10 protein-coding genes and 1 pseudogene are annotated in these 17,194 nt (G+C 62.2%); 5 read left to right on the top strand and 6 right to left on the bottom strand.

What is annotated here, in order from left to right:
* The first annotated feature begins 18 nt into the window (after positions 1-18).
* Positions 19-1,059 carry an MBL fold metallo-hydrolase gene (locus AC13EY_RS04540; RefSeq protein WP_269687303.1) on the top strand — a complete coding sequence of 347 codons (1,041 nt, stop codon included), beginning with the start codon at positions 19-21 and terminating at the stop codon, positions 1,057-1,059.
* A gap of 1 nt (position 1,060) precedes the next feature.
* On the opposite strand, the pseudogene AC13EY_RS04545 reads toward AC13EY_RS04540, so the two are convergent.
* The 3 genes and pseudogenes from AC13EY_RS04545 to AC13EY_RS04555 form a co-directional block, all read right to left on the bottom strand.
* Positions 1,061-1,549, bottom strand: a pseudogene (locus AC13EY_RS04545) (winged helix-turn-helix transcriptional regulator).
* 156 nt (positions 1,550-1,705) lie between these two features.
* Positions 1,706-3,508 carry an acyl-CoA dehydrogenase gene (locus AC13EY_RS04550; RefSeq protein ID WP_269687304.1) on the bottom strand — a complete coding sequence of 601 codons (1,803 nt, stop codon included), beginning with the start codon at positions 3,506-3,508 and terminating at the stop codon, positions 1,706-1,708.
* A 116-nt stretch (positions 3,509-3,624) separates the two neighbouring features.
* Positions 3,625-6,255, bottom strand: a complete 2,631-nt coding sequence (locus tag AC13EY_RS04555; RefSeq protein WP_482875991.1) for a LuxR C-terminal-related transcriptional regulator — start codon at positions 6,253-6,255, stop codon at positions 3,625-3,627.
* 244 nt (positions 6,256-6,499) lie between these two features.
* Here AC13EY_RS04555 and AC13EY_RS04560 point away from each other — a divergent pair, with 244 nt between their 5' ends.
* Positions 6,500-8,347 (top strand): sensor domain-containing diguanylate cyclase, encoded by a 1,848-nt coding sequence (locus AC13EY_RS04560; protein ID WP_482875989.1) that lies wholly within the window; start codon positions 6,500-6,502, stop codon positions 8,345-8,347.
* A 40-nt stretch (positions 8,348-8,387) separates the two neighbouring features.
* Here AC13EY_RS04560 and AC13EY_RS04565 read toward each other — a convergent pair whose 3' ends face one another.
* The 3 genes from AC13EY_RS04565 to AC13EY_RS04575 all read right to left on the bottom strand — a co-directional run bounded on the left by AC13EY_RS04565 (position 8,388) and on the right by AC13EY_RS04575 (position 13,636).
* Positions 8,388-9,479, bottom strand: coding sequence for an AI-2E family transporter (locus tag AC13EY_RS04565; protein ID WP_269687307.1), 1,092 nt, complete (start codon positions 9,477-9,479; stop codon positions 8,388-8,390).
* A gap of 210 nt (positions 9,480-9,689) precedes the next feature.
* Positions 9,690-11,993, bottom strand: coding sequence for an ATP-dependent DNA helicase (locus AC13EY_RS04570; RefSeq protein WP_482875987.1), 2,304 nt, complete (start codon positions 11,991-11,993; stop codon positions 9,690-9,692).
* A complete protein-coding gene (locus AC13EY_RS04575; protein ID WP_482875985.1) occupies positions 11,990-13,636 on the bottom strand; it encodes a VRR-NUC domain-containing protein in 1,647 nt (548 codons plus the stop codon). Before AC13EY_RS04575 ends, AC13EY_RS04570 begins: the two co-directional genes overlap by 4 nt.
* Positions 13,637-14,054: 418 nt before the next feature.
* Here AC13EY_RS04575 and AC13EY_RS04580 point away from each other — a divergent pair, with 418 nt between their 5' ends.
* From AC13EY_RS04580 to AC13EY_RS04590, 3 genes are read left to right on the top strand one after another with little or no spacing between them, the layout of a single operon-like run.
* Positions 14,055-15,164: a BMP family ABC transporter substrate-binding protein gene (locus AC13EY_RS04580; RefSeq protein ID WP_482875983.1), complete on the top strand. Its 1,110-nt coding sequence runs from the start codon at positions 14,055-14,057 to the stop codon at positions 15,162-15,164.
* 8 nt (positions 15,165-15,172) lie between these two features.
* Positions 15,173-16,279, top strand: coding sequence for an ABC transporter permease (locus AC13EY_RS04585; RefSeq protein WP_482875980.1), 1,107 nt, complete (start codon positions 15,173-15,175; stop codon positions 16,277-16,279).
* Positions 16,272-17,192 carry an ABC transporter permease gene (locus AC13EY_RS04590; protein ID WP_233049704.1) on the top strand — a complete coding sequence of 307 codons (921 nt, stop codon included), beginning with the start codon at positions 16,272-16,274 and terminating at the stop codon, positions 17,190-17,192. The genes AC13EY_RS04585 and AC13EY_RS04590 overlap by 8 nt, the downstream gene beginning before the upstream one ends.
* Positions 17,193-17,194: the final 2 nt, after the last annotated feature.

The raw sequence follows: 17,194 nt of genomic DNA on the forward strand, positions 1-17,194 counted from the left end.
TCAAGAAGCAGTAACGCTATGGCTACAGACGGTCTGATTTATCCGCTTACCACACCCGCACTGGGCGCGACGCTGGAGGTGCAGCCGGGCGTGCTGTGGATTCGCATGCCGCTGCCGTTCAGGCTGGATCACGTGAACCTTTGGGCGCTGCGTGACCGAGATGGCTGGACGCTGGTCGATACCGGCGTCTGGACAAAGCAGGCGATGGCCGTCTGGGAACAGCTGTTTGATGAGGTATTGGCTGGCCTGCCGGTGACGCGCGTGATTTGTACTCACCGCCATGCCGATCATGCCGGTCTGGCCGGCTGGCTGGTCGAGCGTTTTGGCTGCGAGCTGTGGATGCCGCATATCGAATATCACGCCTGCAACGCGGCGCGGCTGCAGGGCCGGGAAGCCCCCGAGGTGGAGCTGGCGTTCTACCGTCGTGCCGGCTGGAATGACAGCGCGCTTGCTTACTGGCGCGACAACTACGGCGGTATCTCCAGCATGGTGCACCCGTTGCCCGAGCGCTTCCGCCGTATCGGTGACGGCGACGTTCTGAGCATTGGCGAGCACGACTGGCAGGTGATCGTCGGTCAGGGCCATACCGCCGAGCATGCCTGCCTGTATTGCGCCGAGCTTGGGTTATTCATCTCCGGCGATCAGGTATTGCCGCTGATTTCATCCAACGTATCGGTGCAGGCCCGCGAGCCGGATGGCGACCCGCTGGGCGAGTGGATGGTCTCAATGCGCCGGATTCGCGACAGGGTCAGGGACCGCGTGCTGGTGCTGCCCTCCCACAACGATTGCTTCCGCGGCCTGCACGCGCGAATCAATGATCTGGTAGACAGTCAGCAGCGCCTGCTGGAGCGGCTGCATGCCGAACTGCGCGAACCCCGCCGCAGTGTCGATATTTTCGAGTGTCTGTTTGGTCGGCCGATTGGCATGGATGACGGCATCGTGCTGGCGCTGGCGACCGGTGAAAGCCGCGCCAACCTCAACTGCCTGATTGCGCAGGGCCAGGTCGAAATGCAGCGCGATGCCCACGGTGTGGAGTGGTATCAGGCCTGCGGGCACTGAATCAGGTGGTCAACACTGGGCGAGCGTGCTTACAGCCAAGCCGCTCGCGCATCGCGTCGCTGGCGGCCGGCCCCGGCTGCACTGTGCACTGTTGCGGCGCGAGCACACGGCCATCCTCCGGGTCGGTAAAGGCCAACTGCAAGCGCCTGCCGATGTCACGATCCGCCACCTGCACGCTTTCGCCCTCAGCGGCATAGTGGCGATTGCCCCAGTCAACGAAGGCAAAATCTTCCCCCTTGGCCGTCGGCACGCTCTAGTAGCGCAGTGGCCGCTGGCTGTAAGGCACCCGTTCCAGCATCCCGGCCTCGACCAGTGCGCTGAGACGGCGGGTCAGCATGTTCGGTGCAATGCCTAAACTCTGAGAGAACTGGTCGAACCGGCGCAGCCCTTGCAGGGCGTCACGCATCGGCAAAATACTCCACCACTCGCGAACCTGATCCAGGCTGCGGGCAATGGGGCATTCGACGTGGGTGAGCTTGTTTCGCTGCATGAATGTGATCGTCCGGTTGCATACAAGATACCGTCTTGGGGGACTCTGTGCTTGATGAGGTACAGGGGAGGGAGTGTAGGAGGGAAAAGCAGATGGCGCGGGCGGCGGCGTGGAGCCGCCCGCAACCTTTCCGATTTCAGGCCCTGAGGCCCAAACTCAGAACCAGGCGTCCTGCATGTCGTAGGTCAGGCGGTTGCCGGTGCTCAGCAGGCGAGCCTGGCTGGCGAGGCTGGCCAGTTCCCAGTCCATGAAGTAGCGCGCAGCGTGCAGCTTGCCCTGGTAGAAGTCGGCCTCGCTGCCTTCTGCGCCAGCCTCCAGCGCGCGTTCGGCCACCAGTGCCTGACGCAGCCAGATCCAGCCGACAACCACGCGACCAAACAGGTCGAGGTAGGCGGTGGCGTTGGCCAGACCCAGGTCGACGTCAGCAGCGACCTGTTGCAGCAGATCGCTGCTCACCTGATCCAGAATGCCAACCGCGTCGTTCAGCGCCGCGGCCATGCCAGCGCACTGTTTGCTGGTGCCAGCTTCGGCAATGCTGGCGCGCGCTGCGGCGAGGAACAGGCGGTAGCCCTTGCCGCCGCGCTGGCTCAGCTTGCGGCCCAGCAGGTCTAGGCCATGGATGCCTTCGGTGCCTTCGTGGATCGGGTTCAGGCGGTTGTCGCGGTAGTACTGTTCCAGCGGATATTCGCGGATGTAACCGGAGCCACCGAGGATCTGGATGCCCAGATCGGAGGCGATCACGCCGTACTTGGACGGGTAGGACTTGACCATCGGGATCAGCAGATCGAGCAGCTCGTTGGCGTCTTCACGCTCGGCTTCGGTGGGCGCGGTGTGCGAGTCCTCGAACAGGCTGCTGGCATACAGGCACAGGCTCAGGCTGCCTTCGGCGTAGACCTTCTGCTGGAGCAACATGCGGCGTACGTCAGCGTGCTGGACGATGCGCACCTGGGTAGACAACGGGTCCTTGCTGCCCGGCAGACGGCCCTGCGGGCGTTCGCGGGCGTAGTCGAGCGCGTGAATGTAGCTCTGATAGGCCAGCACGGAGGCGCCGAGGGCAACGCCGATACGGGCTTCGTTCATCATCTGGAACATATACGACAGGCCCTTGTTGGCCTCGCCGACCAGATAGCCGACCGCACCGTCCTGCTCACCGAAGCTCAGTACGGTGGAGGTGGTGTTGCGGTAACCCATCTTATGCAGCAGACCGGCCAATGCGACGTCATTTCGCGCGCCCAGGCTGCCGTCCTCGTTGACCAACACCTTGGGTACCAGGAACAGTGAGATGCCCTTGACGCCAGCCGGTGCGCCTTCGATACGAGCCAGCACCATGTGTACGATATTGTCGGTCAGCTCGTGGTCGCCGCCGGAGATGAACATCTTCTGGCCGAATACGCGGTAGCTGCCATCTGCTGCCGGGCGCGCGGTGGTGCGGATGTCGCCGAGGGCAGAGCCCTGACCCGGCTCGGTCAGGGCCATGGTTCCGCTGTAGCGGCCGTCCAGCATCGGCGGCAGGAAACGCTCGCGCAGCGCATCGCTGGCGAAGCTCTTGACCAGGTTGGCGGAGCCGATGGTCAGGAAGGAGTAGCCGGAAGTAGAAATGTTGGCGGCGCTGAAATACGCAACGCAGCTGCGCAGGATGACTTCCGGCAGCTGCAGGCCGCCGTCTTCGGCGTCGTGGTGCGCGGCGTGGAAGCCGGCTTCGGCCAGAGCATCCCAGGCGGCTTTGGTTTCCGGAATCAGGGTGACCTTTTCGCCGTCGAAGGTCGGCTCGTTGGCATCGCCTTTCTGGTTGTGCGGAGCAAGAAATTCGGCAGCGATGCCGCGGGCGGTCTCCAGCGTGGCGTCGAAGACGGCGCGGTCGTGCTCGGCGTAGCGCGGGCGTTGCAGCAGCGCCTCGGTGTCGAGCATTTCGTACAGCTGGAAATTCAGCTCGCGTTCGTTCAGCAGTTTGTCGGACATGATGGCCTCGTCGGCAGGGTGGATCACAGGCAGACGTTGTAACAAGCTGGCCGTGGGTTTGCGTCAAACCACGGGTGGATTTGCAGGTTGAATTTTGGGTGGAGACGGGTGGAGATTCAGGTCAGCAAATTCAGTGTGCGGGCAATCTGAATGGCCTGCTGCCGCTCGGCGGCGCCGAGTTTGCGGAACAGGTTGTTGATGTGGGTCTTGACCGTGCTGAGGCTGACGTTGAGACCGTCGGCAATCTGCTGATTACCCTGGCCGCGGGCGATCCGTTGCAGCACGTCCTGCTCACGTCGGGTCAAGGGATCGATCAGGGTCTGCTGCGGATCGGCGTCAGCAAGCAGGGCCTGCAGTGGATTGAGCAGTTGCTTGCTGGTCGGCAGGTCGGGCAAGCCTTGCTGGCGCCGGAAGGCAGGTGACAGCAACTGACGCAGTTCGTTGCGCAGTTCCGTGCCTTCGTGCTGGAGCAATTGGCCCAGGCGGTGGCCAAGGCTCAGCTGTAAAGCCTGCTCCAGCGCCGAGTACAGTTCGGCATGCTGATGCCCGTTTCGGGCGATCCGAGCGTTGAGCAGATGCACCTGCAACGCGAGCAGTCGGCTGCCCTGTGCGCTTGCCTGCTCCTGCAGCTGGTGGGCCAGCGCCTGCGCCGTTCGAGTCTCCCCCTGATGGCAGAGCACCCAGCCGTGGGCCAGGCGTTCTTCGTAGTGCAGTGCCTCGCCGTAGTGCTCTTCACACCAGGCCCATTCATCCAGCCACTGGGCAATGGCGGGCTCGTTCTGCTGACGCACCGCCAGCCGCACCCGCCAGGCGCCGGCAATGCGATAGATACTGTACAAGCGGTATTGCCAGGCCAGTCTGCGCGACTCATCCCAGAGCTTGATTGCCTGCTCGGGCTGACCCCAAGCGTCGTACAGACAGGCCTGATGATGCAATACCCAGGGCAGGGCTGCGCTGTGCACCACCTCCAGCGCGGCTGCCTCGGCCTGGGCCAGCTGCTGGCGCGCTGCCTCGAATTTGCCTTGCTGCATCTGGACCAGCGCCTGGCCAATGTTGAGGAACAGGTCGTAGAAGGTGTTGGAAGTGGCTGCCGGGTCGTGCTGCAGCATGCTCACCAGGCGCTGGTCAGCCTGCAGGGTATCGCCGCGGGCAAGATCGATCTGGGTCAGCAGCAGGTGCAGGTTGTGGGTGTAGCCGCGGAAGGCGAACTGGGTCAGTTGCTCCAGTGCCTCATGGGCCGCCTGCTCGGCGCAATCCAGGTCGCCGAGCGCCAGCAGGCAACTGGCGCGGTTGTAGAGCAGCACAGCGCTGGCGGCAGTGCGCTGGGGCCAGTGACGCATGCAGCTGTCGGTCAGACGCAGACCATGCCGGTAGTTGCCGCCCAGCACGGCAAGTCTGCTGCGCAAAAAGGCGATGGTCTGGAACAGCCGCTCGGGGCGATCGGCGGGTACCTGCGCCTCACGCACCAGGCGTTGCAGGAGCAGCAGGCAGTGGCGCGCACGCTCGATATCATTGGTGGCGATTACGGTGCTCGCTTCGGTGATCGCCAATGTCAGGTGATCGGTGTCACGGTCGGGCAAGTCCATCAGGAAGTCGACGATGGAGTCGACCTTGCCCTCGCGCAGCAGGTCAAAACTGTGCTGTTCGACCTCGGCCAGCAAGCGGTTGTAATCGCCGCCGCGCCCCAGCTGGTAGACCGCCTCGCCATAGCAGCGATGCTGCAGCAGCCAGTCGGCAGCCTGCAGATGCAGAGTACGCAGTGACGCTGAGTCGCGGCGTTGCAGGTGACGAAGGCAGGCGCTGCGCAGGGCGGGGTGGTAGCGGTGGGTCAGCACATCATCGGGGTTGGGCTGAATGAACAGGTCGTGGCGAGTTAGCCAGCGCAGGGTACGCTCAGGCTGCTCGTGCCCGCTTAGCAGGGCGGCCAGCTCCGGGTTGAACCCACTGACCACCGCTGTCTGCTGAAGAAAGTACTGTATTTTGGGCGGCAGACCCTGTAGCAGCGATTGGCTGAGGTAGTCGTCGATATATTCGCTGGCGTCTGCGTTGTCGGCGCGTGCTGCCAGCGCAAGCAGCACGCCGCTGATCCAACCTTCGCTGCTGGTGCGCAGCTGGTAGATGCTGTCGTTATCCAGCAGGGCGCCGCGTTTACTTGCCAGTTGTGCGATCTGGGTGTTGTCGAGCGACAGCTCACTGGTGCCGATCAGCTGTAATTGCTGGTCCCGGCGCAGGTGCGCTATTTCCAGTTCGGGTAGTCCTTCGCTTGCCGCGACGATCCTTAGCTGGGGTGCGGCGAAGCCAATCAGCTCATTAAGCAGCCGTCGGGTGCCGGGCGAGCGCAGCAGATGAAGGTCATCGAGAAACAGGGTGAAAGGCCGGGAACGGGCCTCGAGTGCATTGAACAACGCGGTGCCGAGTGTCTGCTCCTGTTCAGGGGACGACGGCAGCAGGCCGAACAGGGCAGCGAGATGCTGCAGAAACACCGCTGGCTGGTTGTCTGCGCTGCAGCATCGCAGCCAGCCCCAGTCTTCGTCCATGTTGATGGCGCAGGTTGCCATCAGTGTCGTCTTGCCGTAACCGAGGGGGCTGGTCAGCAGGGTCAGACGGTTGCCTGATGCGCTCAGGCGCTGGATCAGTGCATCGCGTTCAAGCATGGCTTTGGGTAACGGCGGCGGGCGCAGGCGTGCGCGGTTGAGTATGACCGCTGGCGCTGTTATCACGTTGCCTGATTGCTGCAGCTCTGTCATTGTCCTGCCCGTTACCCTGAACAAGGTGGCCATTATACGGCTGGCGCGCATTCCGCATAGACCTGGGGCATCTCTTGACCCAAGCGGCCTTGCGCCATCACTGATCAAAACTATGCTTCAAGAAACTGCAATATAATTCCAGGGCATAGCGAGTTTGACCTCCGCAAGCAGTGCTGACGCGGAGATCAGTGTGTGCACCGACTCGTTGTAAAGAGCGGATTTGAGTCAATTAGGGATGTGTGCAATGGCCAGGCACATGAGCGGCAACAAGGAAGAATTGCGCCACGACGCCGAGGTGGTCATCCACCTTGCCTCACCTTATTTGCTCGCCGAGTGGGATGGCGCGCTGGATGCGGTCGTCGGGCCTGACACCGCGATGCGGATCACGCAGGGGGCCGGGCTCGGTCTGCTGGTTTCACCGCTGTCTGCCCGGCGTCTTTATGAGCTGTTTATCCAGTTGTCGAAAGGTCGCAACAGACGTCGCCAGATGATCTTTCTGATTGGCGAGCGCTGGATACTGCTGTCATCCGACGGTGTGCGTCCGGGGCCCGGACTGGTGCGGGTGCACTTGCAGGACGTTACCCCACTGAAGCACGGAGAGCGCGCCGAGCACGAAGCTGGTCAGCGTCTGCTGACCGCACTGGAAACCGCCTGCATAGGGGTGTGGGAATGGTATCCGGGTGATTCGTTCATAGCCCTGTGCGAGCGTCTTGCGCAGTGGCTGGGGGTGGGCGCACATGCCTGCGAGCTGTCACTGGACGCATGCCTGGCGCGGGTGCATGAGGGTGATCGGCAGCGACTGATTGATCTGGTGCGAAGCAGATCGTTCAGTCGCTCTACCAGCGAAATTCACGAAGTAGAACTGCGCGTCAGCGTCGGTAGGGATAATTACCGCTGGATCGTGGTTGCAGCAGCATCACTGCCAGCGGAGGAACAGGGGGTGTATGCACGGCTGTGCGGCAGTATTCGGGATGTGACTGAACTGAGACGACTTGAGCTATTGGATCTGCGCCAGCAGCAATTGATGTCGTTGGCGGCCGAGGTTCAGCAGGCCTTTCTGGTGGATCAGAGTCTGGTGTCGGCCTGCGACCGATTGTTTGAGCCGCTGCTGGCAATAACGGACAGTCAGGTCGGCTTTATCGGCATTCTGCGTAACAGCGAAGACGGCTCGCAGTATCTGGAGGTGCCCAGCATCTCCAATATCAGCTGGGATGACGCCAGTCGCGCCTGGTATGCCTCCCACCGGGCCGAGGGGCAGTCCCTGCGCTTTCACTCGCTCAACAATCTGTTTGGCCATGTGGTAACCCACAATACAGTGGTCTGCACCGATATGGTCAGCCGTCATCCGGCCAGTCGGGGGCAGCCGTCCGGGCATCCGTCGATTGATAATTTCCTGGGCATTCCGCTGCGATTCAATGGTGAGGCTGTGGGGATGATTGCGGTTGGCAACCGGGAGGGTGGTTACAGCGGCGAACAGATTGAGTTGCTGGCACCGTTCGCGAGCGTGCTGGGCACCATGATCCGCGCCCGCCAGCTGGAAGAGCAGCGCGCTTTAGCCGAAGCTGCGCTGTTGCGTGAGGCAACCCATGATGCCCTCACAGGACTGGCCAATCGCAAATTGTTTTTCAGCATGGCCGACAGTCTGTTCGAGCAGGCATTGCGCTATGGCCAGCAGGTCTCGCTGGCGGTCATGGATATCGATTTTTTCAAGTCTGTAAACGATAAGTTCGGTCATCAGGCGGGAGACAGGGTTCTGCAGGTATTTGCCCAGACACTATCCGATGCGGTTCGGCGGTCGGATGTGCATGCGCGGGTAGGGGGAGAGGAGTTTGCGGTGTTGCTGACCCAGACGTCAGAAACAAATGCGCTCGATGTGCTGGAGCGATTTCGGCTATCGCTGCAGGCGTGCTGCATCCAGCTCGACGACGACATCGAAATCGGCATTACCGTCAGCATCGGCTACTGCGACTTTTTTGATGGTCTGCACGATGTTGATAACTGGTTCAATCTTGCGGATCGGGCGCTTTACCTTGCCAAAGCGCAGGGGCGTAATCGGGTGGTGCCATGGACGCCCGTTCAGACGGGCAGCTAGTGCCCGTTCCGAACGGCGACCGGAAGCGAGTGAGCTCCCGCTACTGCGGGTCATCGGCCTGCGGCGCCGGCTTCTGTGCCGGTGCTTCGGCCAGCGGGTTGAACTCCTCGGCAAAGATCTGCCAGAAGGCAATAAACAGCGCTGCAATCAAGGGCCCGATGACAAAGCCGTTGATGCCGAACAGGGCGAAGCCGCCGAGGGTAGACAACAGCACCAGATAGTCCGGCAGCTTGGTATCACGGCCAACCAGCAGCGGGCGCAGCAGGTTGTCGACCAGGCCGATTACCAGCGCGCCGAAGGCGATCAGGATAATGCCCTGGGTCCAGTGCCCGATTGCCAACAGATAGATCGCGACGGGGCCCCAGATCAGGCTGGCGCCGACCACCGGGATCAGCGACAACATCATCATTACCACACCCCAGAGCAGCGCACCGGGGATGCCCAAAGCCCAGAAGATCAGCCCGCCCAGTGCGCCCTGAACTGCGGCGACCACGAGGTTGCCCTTGACCGTCGCCCGGGTGACCTCGGCAAACTTCCCGAATAGCTGGTATTCGCGCTCGTCACCCAGCGGCAGGGCACGAACCAGCATGCGTACCAGCTCTGGACCGTCGCGCAGCAGGAAGAACGCCAGATAGAGCATCAGCGCCAGACTGGCGAAAAAGCTCAATGTGCCCTGGCCCAGCTGGAACGCGTTCTGGGCGAGGAAGCGGCTTGAGGTAACGGCGGCGTTGGTGGCAAGGGCCTTGACGCCTTCCAGGTCAATGTTGAGACGGTGAAACAGGCTTTCGACCAACGGGAAGCTGGTCTTCAGCTTTTCCATGATCGCTGCCGGGTCCAGCTTGCCGGTCTGTACCCGTTCATAAAGGGCATGGCCTTCCTGAACAAACGAGGTGATAACGAATACCGCTGGCAGGATGCACAACGCCATGCACACCGTCAGGGTCGCCAGGGCTGCCATGTTGTCCCGGCCGCTCCAGCGCTTGCTCAAGCGCAGCTGCAATGGGTGGAACAGCAATGCAATCACGCATGCCCAGAAGACGGCGCCGAAAAAGGGTTTGAGCAGATAGAGAAACAGCAAGGTTACAACGACCAGCATCAGCAGAAAGGATCGTTGTTCAAGTTTTGCCTGCATTGGCTCGGGCTCCTGCCATGGAAAACCCGATTTGAGCAGAAAATTGCAACTTTTACACCTCTGCGGCTGCCTCGGTTACCTTGCATCTGTGTCGCGTTCAATCCGCTACGTTGGTGGCAATGGCATGACAGTGCGGGCGAATTAAAGGGGGAATGATGGCCTGATATTTCTTCCGTATTTAAATTTAAATCAATTAATTAGAGGTTTTTTCTAACTCATCTTGTTCAATGTGAGGCTGCGGGTGCCGATCCTCCACCAGCGCGGCAGCAGCTCGCGCACCGTACGCTGGCCGAAGCGGTCGTCGAGCAGATAGACCACGCCCTGATCCTCCGTTGTACGAATGACTCGTCCGGCCGCCTGCACTACCTTTTGCAGCCCTGGATACAGGTAGGCGTATTCGTATCCGCTGCCAGCGCTGCCGTTGAACATGACCTCCAGCCGCTCGCGCATTTCTTCGTTGACCGGGTTGATCTGCGGTAGCCCGAGGGTCGCGATAAAGGCGCCGATCAAACGACGCCCCGGCAGGTCGATGCCCTCGCCAAAGGCCCCGCCGAGCACGGCGAAGCCGATGCCTTGGCCGTGCTCATGGAAACGCGCCAGGAAAGCGCTGCGCTCCCCCTCATTCATACTGCGCGACTGAGTCCAGACCGGGATATCCGGGTACAGGTGCTGGAACTTCTCCACGACCTGTTCGAGGTAGGCGTAGCTGCTGAAGAAGGCCAGATAGTTGCCGGGCTGGCGGGCAAACTGCTCGGCCATCAGTTCGCTGATCGGTTGCAGGCTGGCAGTGCGGTGCTGATAGCGGGTAGACAGGTTGCGGATGACCGAGACGCTGAGCTGATCGGCATGGAACGGCGACTCGACTTCAAGCCACTGGCTGTCCTCGGGCAGCCCGAGCAGATCCCGGTAGTAATGGGCCGGGCTCAGGGTCGCAGAAAACAGCGTGGTGCTATGGGCGGTGGTGAAGCGCTGCTGCAGGAACGGAGCCGGCACCATGTTGCGCAGACACAGGGTCGACAGGGTGCGGCGGCCACTGGCGCCGGCATGGCGGGTGATGTCGAACAGTGAGTGCGGACCGTAGGCTTCGGCCAGACGACAGAACAGCATGGCGTCGAAGTAGAACAGAATCAGCGCGTTGGCATTGCCATCGGGCTGGTCTGTCAGATGTTCGGTAATGGCGCTGACGGCTTTCTGCAGGCTGAGAATGAACAGGTCGGCAATCGCCGGGTAGATCTGATAGTCCTCGGTCTGATCGCGGTGCAATGCATTCCAGTGCCGGGCGACCCGGTCCAGCGGTGCTTTCAGCTTCGCCGGGGCCTGTTTGCGCAGGGTGTTGAATACGCCCTGATCCAGTTCAGCGGTAAACATGCCGCGGGCGCGATCAATCAGGTTGTGGGCTTCATCGACCAGTACGGTGACGCGCCAGTCATTGAGGACTGTCAGCCCGTAGAGCAGGGCGGTCATGTCGAAATAGTAGTTGTAGTCGCCTACCACCAGATCAGACCAGCGGCACAGCTCCTGGCTGAGGTAGTAGGGGCAGATACGGTGTTTCACGGCGATGCGGCGCACGGCGGTCTGATCGAGCCAGTGTTCGGCAACGGCCTCGGCACGGGCGGCCGGCAAGCGGTCGTAGAAGCCTTCGGCGAGCGGGCAGGATTCTCCGTGGCAGGCCTTGTCCGGGTGCTCGCAGGCCTTGTCGCGGGCGATGTGCTCCAGTACGCGCAGGTTCAGTGGTGTCTCGCTGTGCGCACGCAGGCTTTGCAGGGCGTCTAGCGCGAGCTGACGACCGGGCGTCTTGGCAGTGAGAAAAAACAGCCGATCCACCTGCTGCTCCGGCATCGCCTTGAGCTGCGGGAACAGGGTGCCGAGCGTCTTGCCGATGCCGGTGGTGGCCTGGGTCATCAGCGTCTTGCCGTCACGCGCCGCGCGGTAAACCGCCTTGGCCAGTTGGCGCTGGCCGGCACGGAAACTGGGGTAGGGGAAGGTCAGTTGCTGCAGCTGCTGGTCGCGGGCACCACGGTGATGGGTTTCCTGCCGGGCCCAGGCGATGAAGCGGTCGCACTGCTGGGCGAAGAACTGGCGTAGCGCGTCGGCGGCAAACGTCTCACGAAAGACGGTTTCCTTTTGGGTGACCACGTTGAAGTAAACCACCGCCAGATCGACCTCTTCCAATTCCAGCTCGGCACACAGTAGCCAGCCGTAGACCTTGGCCTGCGCCCAGTGCAGCACCCGATGGTTGTCCGGGATGCGGCTGATGTCGCCGCGGTGGGTTTTGATCTCTTCCAGCAGATTTTGCTCGGGGTCATAGCCGTCGGCCCGTCCTGCTACCAGCAAACCGGGATAGCTGCCTGCCAGCGTCAGCTCGCTGAGGTAGCCCGCGCCGCGGCGTGAGACCACGGTCTGGTGCCCGGCGATACCTTCCTGCGCGGTGGGCGCCGGGGTAAAGCGCAGGTCCAGATCGCCCTGCTTGGCGGTAAATTCGCACAGCGCGCGCACGGCAACCTGATAGCTCATGGCCTCTCCCACTGCACATGCACTACTTCAACCTGCATGTCGTGCTCGGCACAAAACGCCAGCCAGCGGCGCTGGTTGTCCTGCAGGCGATCGCCGGGCCCTTTGACCTCGACCATGCAATAGCGCTGCTCGGCGGGCCAGAACTGGATCAGGTCGGGCATGCCGGCGCGGTTGGCGCGGATGTCTCTGAGCATGCGTTCACACCAGAGCCGCAGGTGGCGGGCAGGGATGCACTGCAAAGCCAGTTCCAGCAGTGTCTCATCGAGCAGCCCCCAGAACACAAAGGGCGACTGCAGCCCCTGTTTCTGCTGCCAGATGCCGCGAATATGCTCGCGGTAACTGCCATCGTCCAGCCGGGCCAGCGCGGCATCGAACAGCGCGGCGCGACGGTCGGCAAAGTCGGCGTCGTACAGATCGGCTGGCCCGCTCTGGAACGGGTGGAAGAAGGCGCCGGGCAGGGGGGCAAAAATCGCCTCCCAGCAGAGCAGGCCAAACAGACTGCCGATCAACGCATTCTCGACGTAGAACACCGGTGCATCCGGCGCAGCCAGATGGGCGGCAACAGCCAGCTCAACACCCTGCGGGTCCGGCCCCGGCAGTATCAGTTGCGTGGTTTTCGTTTCGGGCTCCGGCAGGGGCCGGGGCACCGGTTGCTGGAGTTTGCGCCCCAGCCGTTTTAATGCCCGCTCTACCAACTGCTGCTCGCTCGCAGTGTGCGGCGCCGCATGCGCCGTGGTTGCCAGCGCGTAGGCCTGTTCGTATTGCTCCAGCCGTTCGTGCAGCCTGATTGCCCGCTGGCGCGCCTCGCTGTGGCTGCTCTGGAGGTAGAGTGCCAGCGCCTGCTCCAGTTGCTGCTCGCGTTCCAACTGCTGGCCAAGCTGAAAGCGCAAACGCTGATGCCGGCGTTCGATCCAGGGGTTGCTGGTAGTGAAATGCGAGAGCTGGTCGACAATCGTCATGGCGTCGCCGCCGGCCTCAAGCTCCTCCCGGCAGCGCCTGAGATAGAGGTACTGGTCAACATCGCCTGGCTGATGAAAACTGCGCGAATGGGCCGGAAACGGCACCGACTCGTACTGCTGGAGGCCGAGTTCGGTCAGCACGAACTCGCTCCAGTCCTGCGCCAGATTGCCGAAAAACAGCAACCTGAACCGGTCGCACAGATTGCTGATCTGCAGGCTCAAGACATTGTCTGTCGGGATGCCTGGCCAGGCGTGCCAGGGCCTTGGTGCGTGATTGCCGGCCAGCAATGCATCGATCAGCGCCTGCTTGCCCAGCTTGCCCTTGCCGGCCTGTTCAGCGCCCAGATCCAGTGACGCCAATTCCGTCTTCAGCAGTAGTTTGGCGAGGCTGGATACATCGATGGGGTCTTCTGCGGACAACCAGTTCAGATCCAGCAGAGGCTGTGCCGCGGACTCAATATCGCCGATCTCGTCATAGCGCAGCCGGCTGACGCGGAAATGATCGCCCTTGCGCATGATCAAGCGCACCAGCAGCGCCCGTGAGCGCTCGGGCAGAGTCGGAAAATGCCGAACAAACCGGCGCTCCTGCTCACTCAGCAGATCGTCATAGCGCGCACCCACCCACTCCAGAACAAATTCGAAGTTGCGCAGGTAGTAGAAGTCGGTCGCGAGCAAAGCGGGCATGGCTTGAATTGGATACTGGTTGAATGTCCAGCATTGTGCGCATCTGCTCGGGTGAATTCAAGCGCTGCGGAGCTCCGGCTGAACGCAGCCAGGCAAGCCCTTTTCCGGGAGAGCTTGCGACGGCCACGATCTTGTCAGGCCCGCGCTGCGGTCACTCCCGCAAATCGGCGCAGTTGCAGAATATGCGCTGTATGGCTTGATCTAGAGCGGTCAGTCGTGGTGCGCCATGCTTGCTTTTGCACTTTATGGGTGCGTAAGCAGCGCGATGCCTAGAGTGGGTACCCCGTAACTCTGAGGCTTTCAGCTTCTGGCACAAAGAATGCTTGCATGCCTGCTGGTATACAAGATGGTATTCAAAGTCATACGCGTGTCCAGCGAGCTGAATTCCGCTAGCCGCACACGCAAAAAGGAGCTCTTCATGTCGAATATTGATCGTCGCACATTATTGAAACTGGCCGGACTGATTGGCGTGACGGCGGCAATGCCGTTCAGCTTTGCCCGTGCCTCCGACCAGCCGCTGGTGGTTGGTTTTATCTACGTTGGTGCGCGGGACGACTTTGGCTACAACCAGGCGCACGCCGAGGCGGCCGCCATCATCAAGACGCTGCCGAATGTGGTGGTGATTGAAGAAGAGAACGTGCCCGAGACGGTCGCGGTGCAGAAGTCGATGGAGGCGATGATCCGTCAGGACGGCGCTACTCTGATTTTCCCGACCTCCTTCGGTTACTTCGACCCCCACGTCATCAAGATGGCTGAGCGCTTTCCGGATGTGCACTTCGCCCACTGTGGCGGCCTGTGGACCGAGGGCGTGCACCCGACCAATGCTGGCAGCTTCTTTGGTTACATCGATGAAGGCCAGTACCTCAACGGTGTGGTTGCCGGGTTTGCCAGCAAGACCAAGAAACTCGGTTTTATCGCCGCCAAGCCGGTACCGCAGGTGCTGCGCAACATTAACGCCTTTACCCTGGGCGCGCGATCGGTAGATCCGGAGATCACTACCACCGTGATCTTTACCGGTGACTGGTCCTTGCCGATCAAGGAAGCCGAAGCGGCCAACAGCCTGATCGACCAAAGCTGTGACGTGCTGACCTGCCACGTCGATGGCCCCAAGGTCATCGTGGAGACTGCCGAGAAACGCGGCGCCATGACCTGTGGCTATCACGCCGATCAATCCGCGCTGGCGCCCAACGGCTACCTGACCGGTGCCGAGTGGAACTGGGAAACCCCGTACCGCGCCCACGTGGCGGCGTCGCAGGCAGGTCAGCCGATGATCAACTTCCTGCGGGGCGGCCTGAAGGAAGGCTTCGTCAAGACCTCGCCCTACGGGCCGCTGGTCAGCGATGAGGCCAAGGCACGCGCTGACGCTGTCAAGGCGGAGATGCTGGCCGGCGGGTACTCCATCTTCCGCGGCCCGCTGAAGGACAATCAGGGCAACGAGGTGATCGCCGCCGGCACTGCGCTGGGTCAGACCGATGTCGTGCTGGAGAGCATGGACTATCTGGTCGAAGGCGTACGCGGCCAGATTTGAGGTAGCTGATGAAACCTCGCAATGCGATCTATCGGGCCGGGGGACTGTTGCTCCCCGGTCTGCCAACCCTGCTCGCTGCGCTGACGACCTTTGTGCTGTTCATGCTGTTTCTGGCAGTGCAGGGCAAGCCTGCCTGGCAGGCCTGTCAGCTGGTGGTACAAGGGGCGTTCGGCTCGGCCTTCGCCTGGGAAAATACGCTGCAGCGCGCCGCGCCGCTGATGCTCACTGCCCTGTGTGTCGCGCTGCCGGCGCGGGCTGGCTTGATCATCATCGGCGGTGAAGGCGCGCTGGTGCTCGGTGGGCTGGCCGCAGCGGTGACGCCGCTGTGGCTGCCGGCCATGCCGGTGACGCTGTTGCTGCTGTGCATGGCACTGTCGGCCATGGTGGTGGGTGGTTTCTGGATTGGCCTCAATGGCTGGATGCGTCAGAAACGCGGCCTGAACGAAACCATCGGCAGCCTGCTGCTTTCCTACGTGGCCATCGCCATTTTCAACCAGCTGGTCGAAGGCCCGCTGCGCGATCCGGCCAGTCTCAACAAGCCCTCAACCATACCGCTGGATGACAGCGTGATGATCGGCCCGATCAGCGATGCCTTTCAGGTTCACTGGGGGCTAGTGGTCGGCGTTATCGCCTGCATTCTTGCGCAAGTGCTGGTGCGCAACAGCGTCACCGGCTTCTCGCTGCAGGTAGTGGGCGGCAACGTACGCACCGCACGCATGATCGGCCTGCCGGTAGACCGGTTGGTGATTCTGACCTGTGTGCTGGGCGGCGCCTGTGCTGGCCTGGCCGGTATGTTTGAGGTGGCCGCAGTGCAGGGCAGCGCCAACGCGGCGATTATCGCCGGCTACGGCGCCAGCGGCATTCTGGTGGCCTTTGCGGCACGGCACAACCCGCTGGCGATCATTGCCTGCGCCATCCTGCTTGGCGGCATTGAGGCCAGTGGCAGTCTTTTGCAGCGTCGGCTCGGTCTGCCGGACGCCACCACACTGATCCTGGAGGGGATTCTGTTTACCAGCCTGCTGGCCTGGGAAGCATTGACCCCGCGCATTGTCGCCTGGCGGCTGCGTCTGAACGAACGTGCAATACAGGCGCAGGGGGCGTTGCAACATGGCTGATCTTGATCTGGCAACTTTCTTTCTGGCGCTGCTGGCCGGCGCCATTCGTGTCGGTACGCCCTTCATCTTTGTCAGCCTCGGTGAGTGTCTGACGGAAAAGAGCGGGCGCATCAACCTGGGCCTGGAAGGCATTCTGGTCAGTGGCGCGATGGCCGGTTACGCCGTGGCCTACCTGAGCGGTTCGGCCTGGACGGGCGTGTTGGCCGCCGGCGGCACCGGTTTGCTGCTCGGGCTTTTGCATGGGGCGATCTGCTCACTCCCGCGGGTGAACGACATTGCGGTGGGGATCGCGCTGATGGTGCTGGGCACCGGCCTGGCCTTCTTCCTCGGCAAAAACTTTATCCAGCCACAGGCCCCGTCTTTGGTGGCCATCGGGCTGGGTGACTGGAGCGATGACGAGCGGGTGCGCTCGGCGCTCAGTATCAACGTGCTGTTCTTTATCGGCGTGGCGCTGGCCTTTGTGCTGCATTGGGGCCTGCGCAGCACCCGCTGGGGGCTGATGTTGCGGCTGGTCGGTGATCACGCCGAGTCCGCTCGGGCGCTGGGTTACCGCCCGGTGCTGGTGCGCATTGCCGCGACTGCCGCTGGTGGTTTTCTGGCCGGTATCGGCGGCGCCTATCTGTCGTTGTATTACCCCGGCAGCTGGAACGAGGGACTGTCGAGCGGGCAGGGGATCATGGCCGTGGCACTGGTGATCTTTGCCCGCTGGCAACCGCTGCGCTGTCTGTGGGCCGCCTTGCTGTTCGGCGCTGCCGGCGCCATTGGCCCGGCCCTGCAATCGGTCGGCATCAGCGCCGGTTACTACCTGTTTGCCGCTGCACCCTATGCACTCACGCTGGCGGTGATGTTCATCACCTGCCGTCCCAATCAAACCCTGAGTGGCGCCCCGGGCGAACTCAGTCTGACTCGATAGGA

Source organism: Halopseudomonas sp. L-58 (assembly GCF_056859475.1).

What these genes read in the sequence shown, in the direction of transcription:
- AC13EY_RS04540 (WP_269687303.1), top strand. Translation starts at nt 19, where the DNA reads ATGGCTACAGACGGTCTGATTTATCCGCTTACCACACCCGCACTGGGC.
- AC13EY_RS04550 (WP_269687304.1), bottom strand. Translation starts at nt 3,508, where the DNA reads ATGTCCGACAAACTGCTGAACGAACGCGAGCTGAATTTCCAGCTGTAC.
- AC13EY_RS04555 (WP_482875991.1), bottom strand. Translation starts at nt 6,255, where the DNA reads ATGACAGAGCTGCAGCAATCAGGCAACGTGATAACAGCGCCAGCGGTC.
- AC13EY_RS04560 (WP_482875989.1), top strand. Translation starts at nt 6,500, where the DNA reads ATGGCCAGGCACATGAGCGGCAACAAGGAAGAATTGCGCCACGACGCC.
- AC13EY_RS04565 (WP_269687307.1), bottom strand. Translation starts at nt 9,479, where the DNA reads ATGCAGGCAAAACTTGAACAACGATCCTTTCTGCTGATGCTGGTCGTT.
- AC13EY_RS04570 (WP_482875987.1), bottom strand. Translation starts at nt 11,993, where the DNA reads ATGAGCTATCAGGTTGCCGTGCGCGCGCTGTGCGAATTTACCGCCAAG.
- AC13EY_RS04575 (WP_482875985.1), bottom strand. Translation starts at nt 13,636, where the DNA reads ATGCCCGCTTTGCTCGCGACCGACTTCTACTACCTGCGCAACTTCGAA.
- AC13EY_RS04580 (WP_482875983.1), top strand. Translation starts at nt 14,055, where the DNA reads ATGTCGAATATTGATCGTCGCACATTATTGAAACTGGCCGGACTGATT.
- AC13EY_RS04585 (WP_482875980.1), top strand. Translation starts at nt 15,173, where the DNA reads ATGAAACCTCGCAATGCGATCTATCGGGCCGGGGGACTGTTGCTCCCC.
- AC13EY_RS04590 (WP_233049704.1), top strand. Translation starts at nt 16,272, where the DNA reads ATGGCTGATCTTGATCTGGCAACTTTCTTTCTGGCGCTGCTGGCCGGC.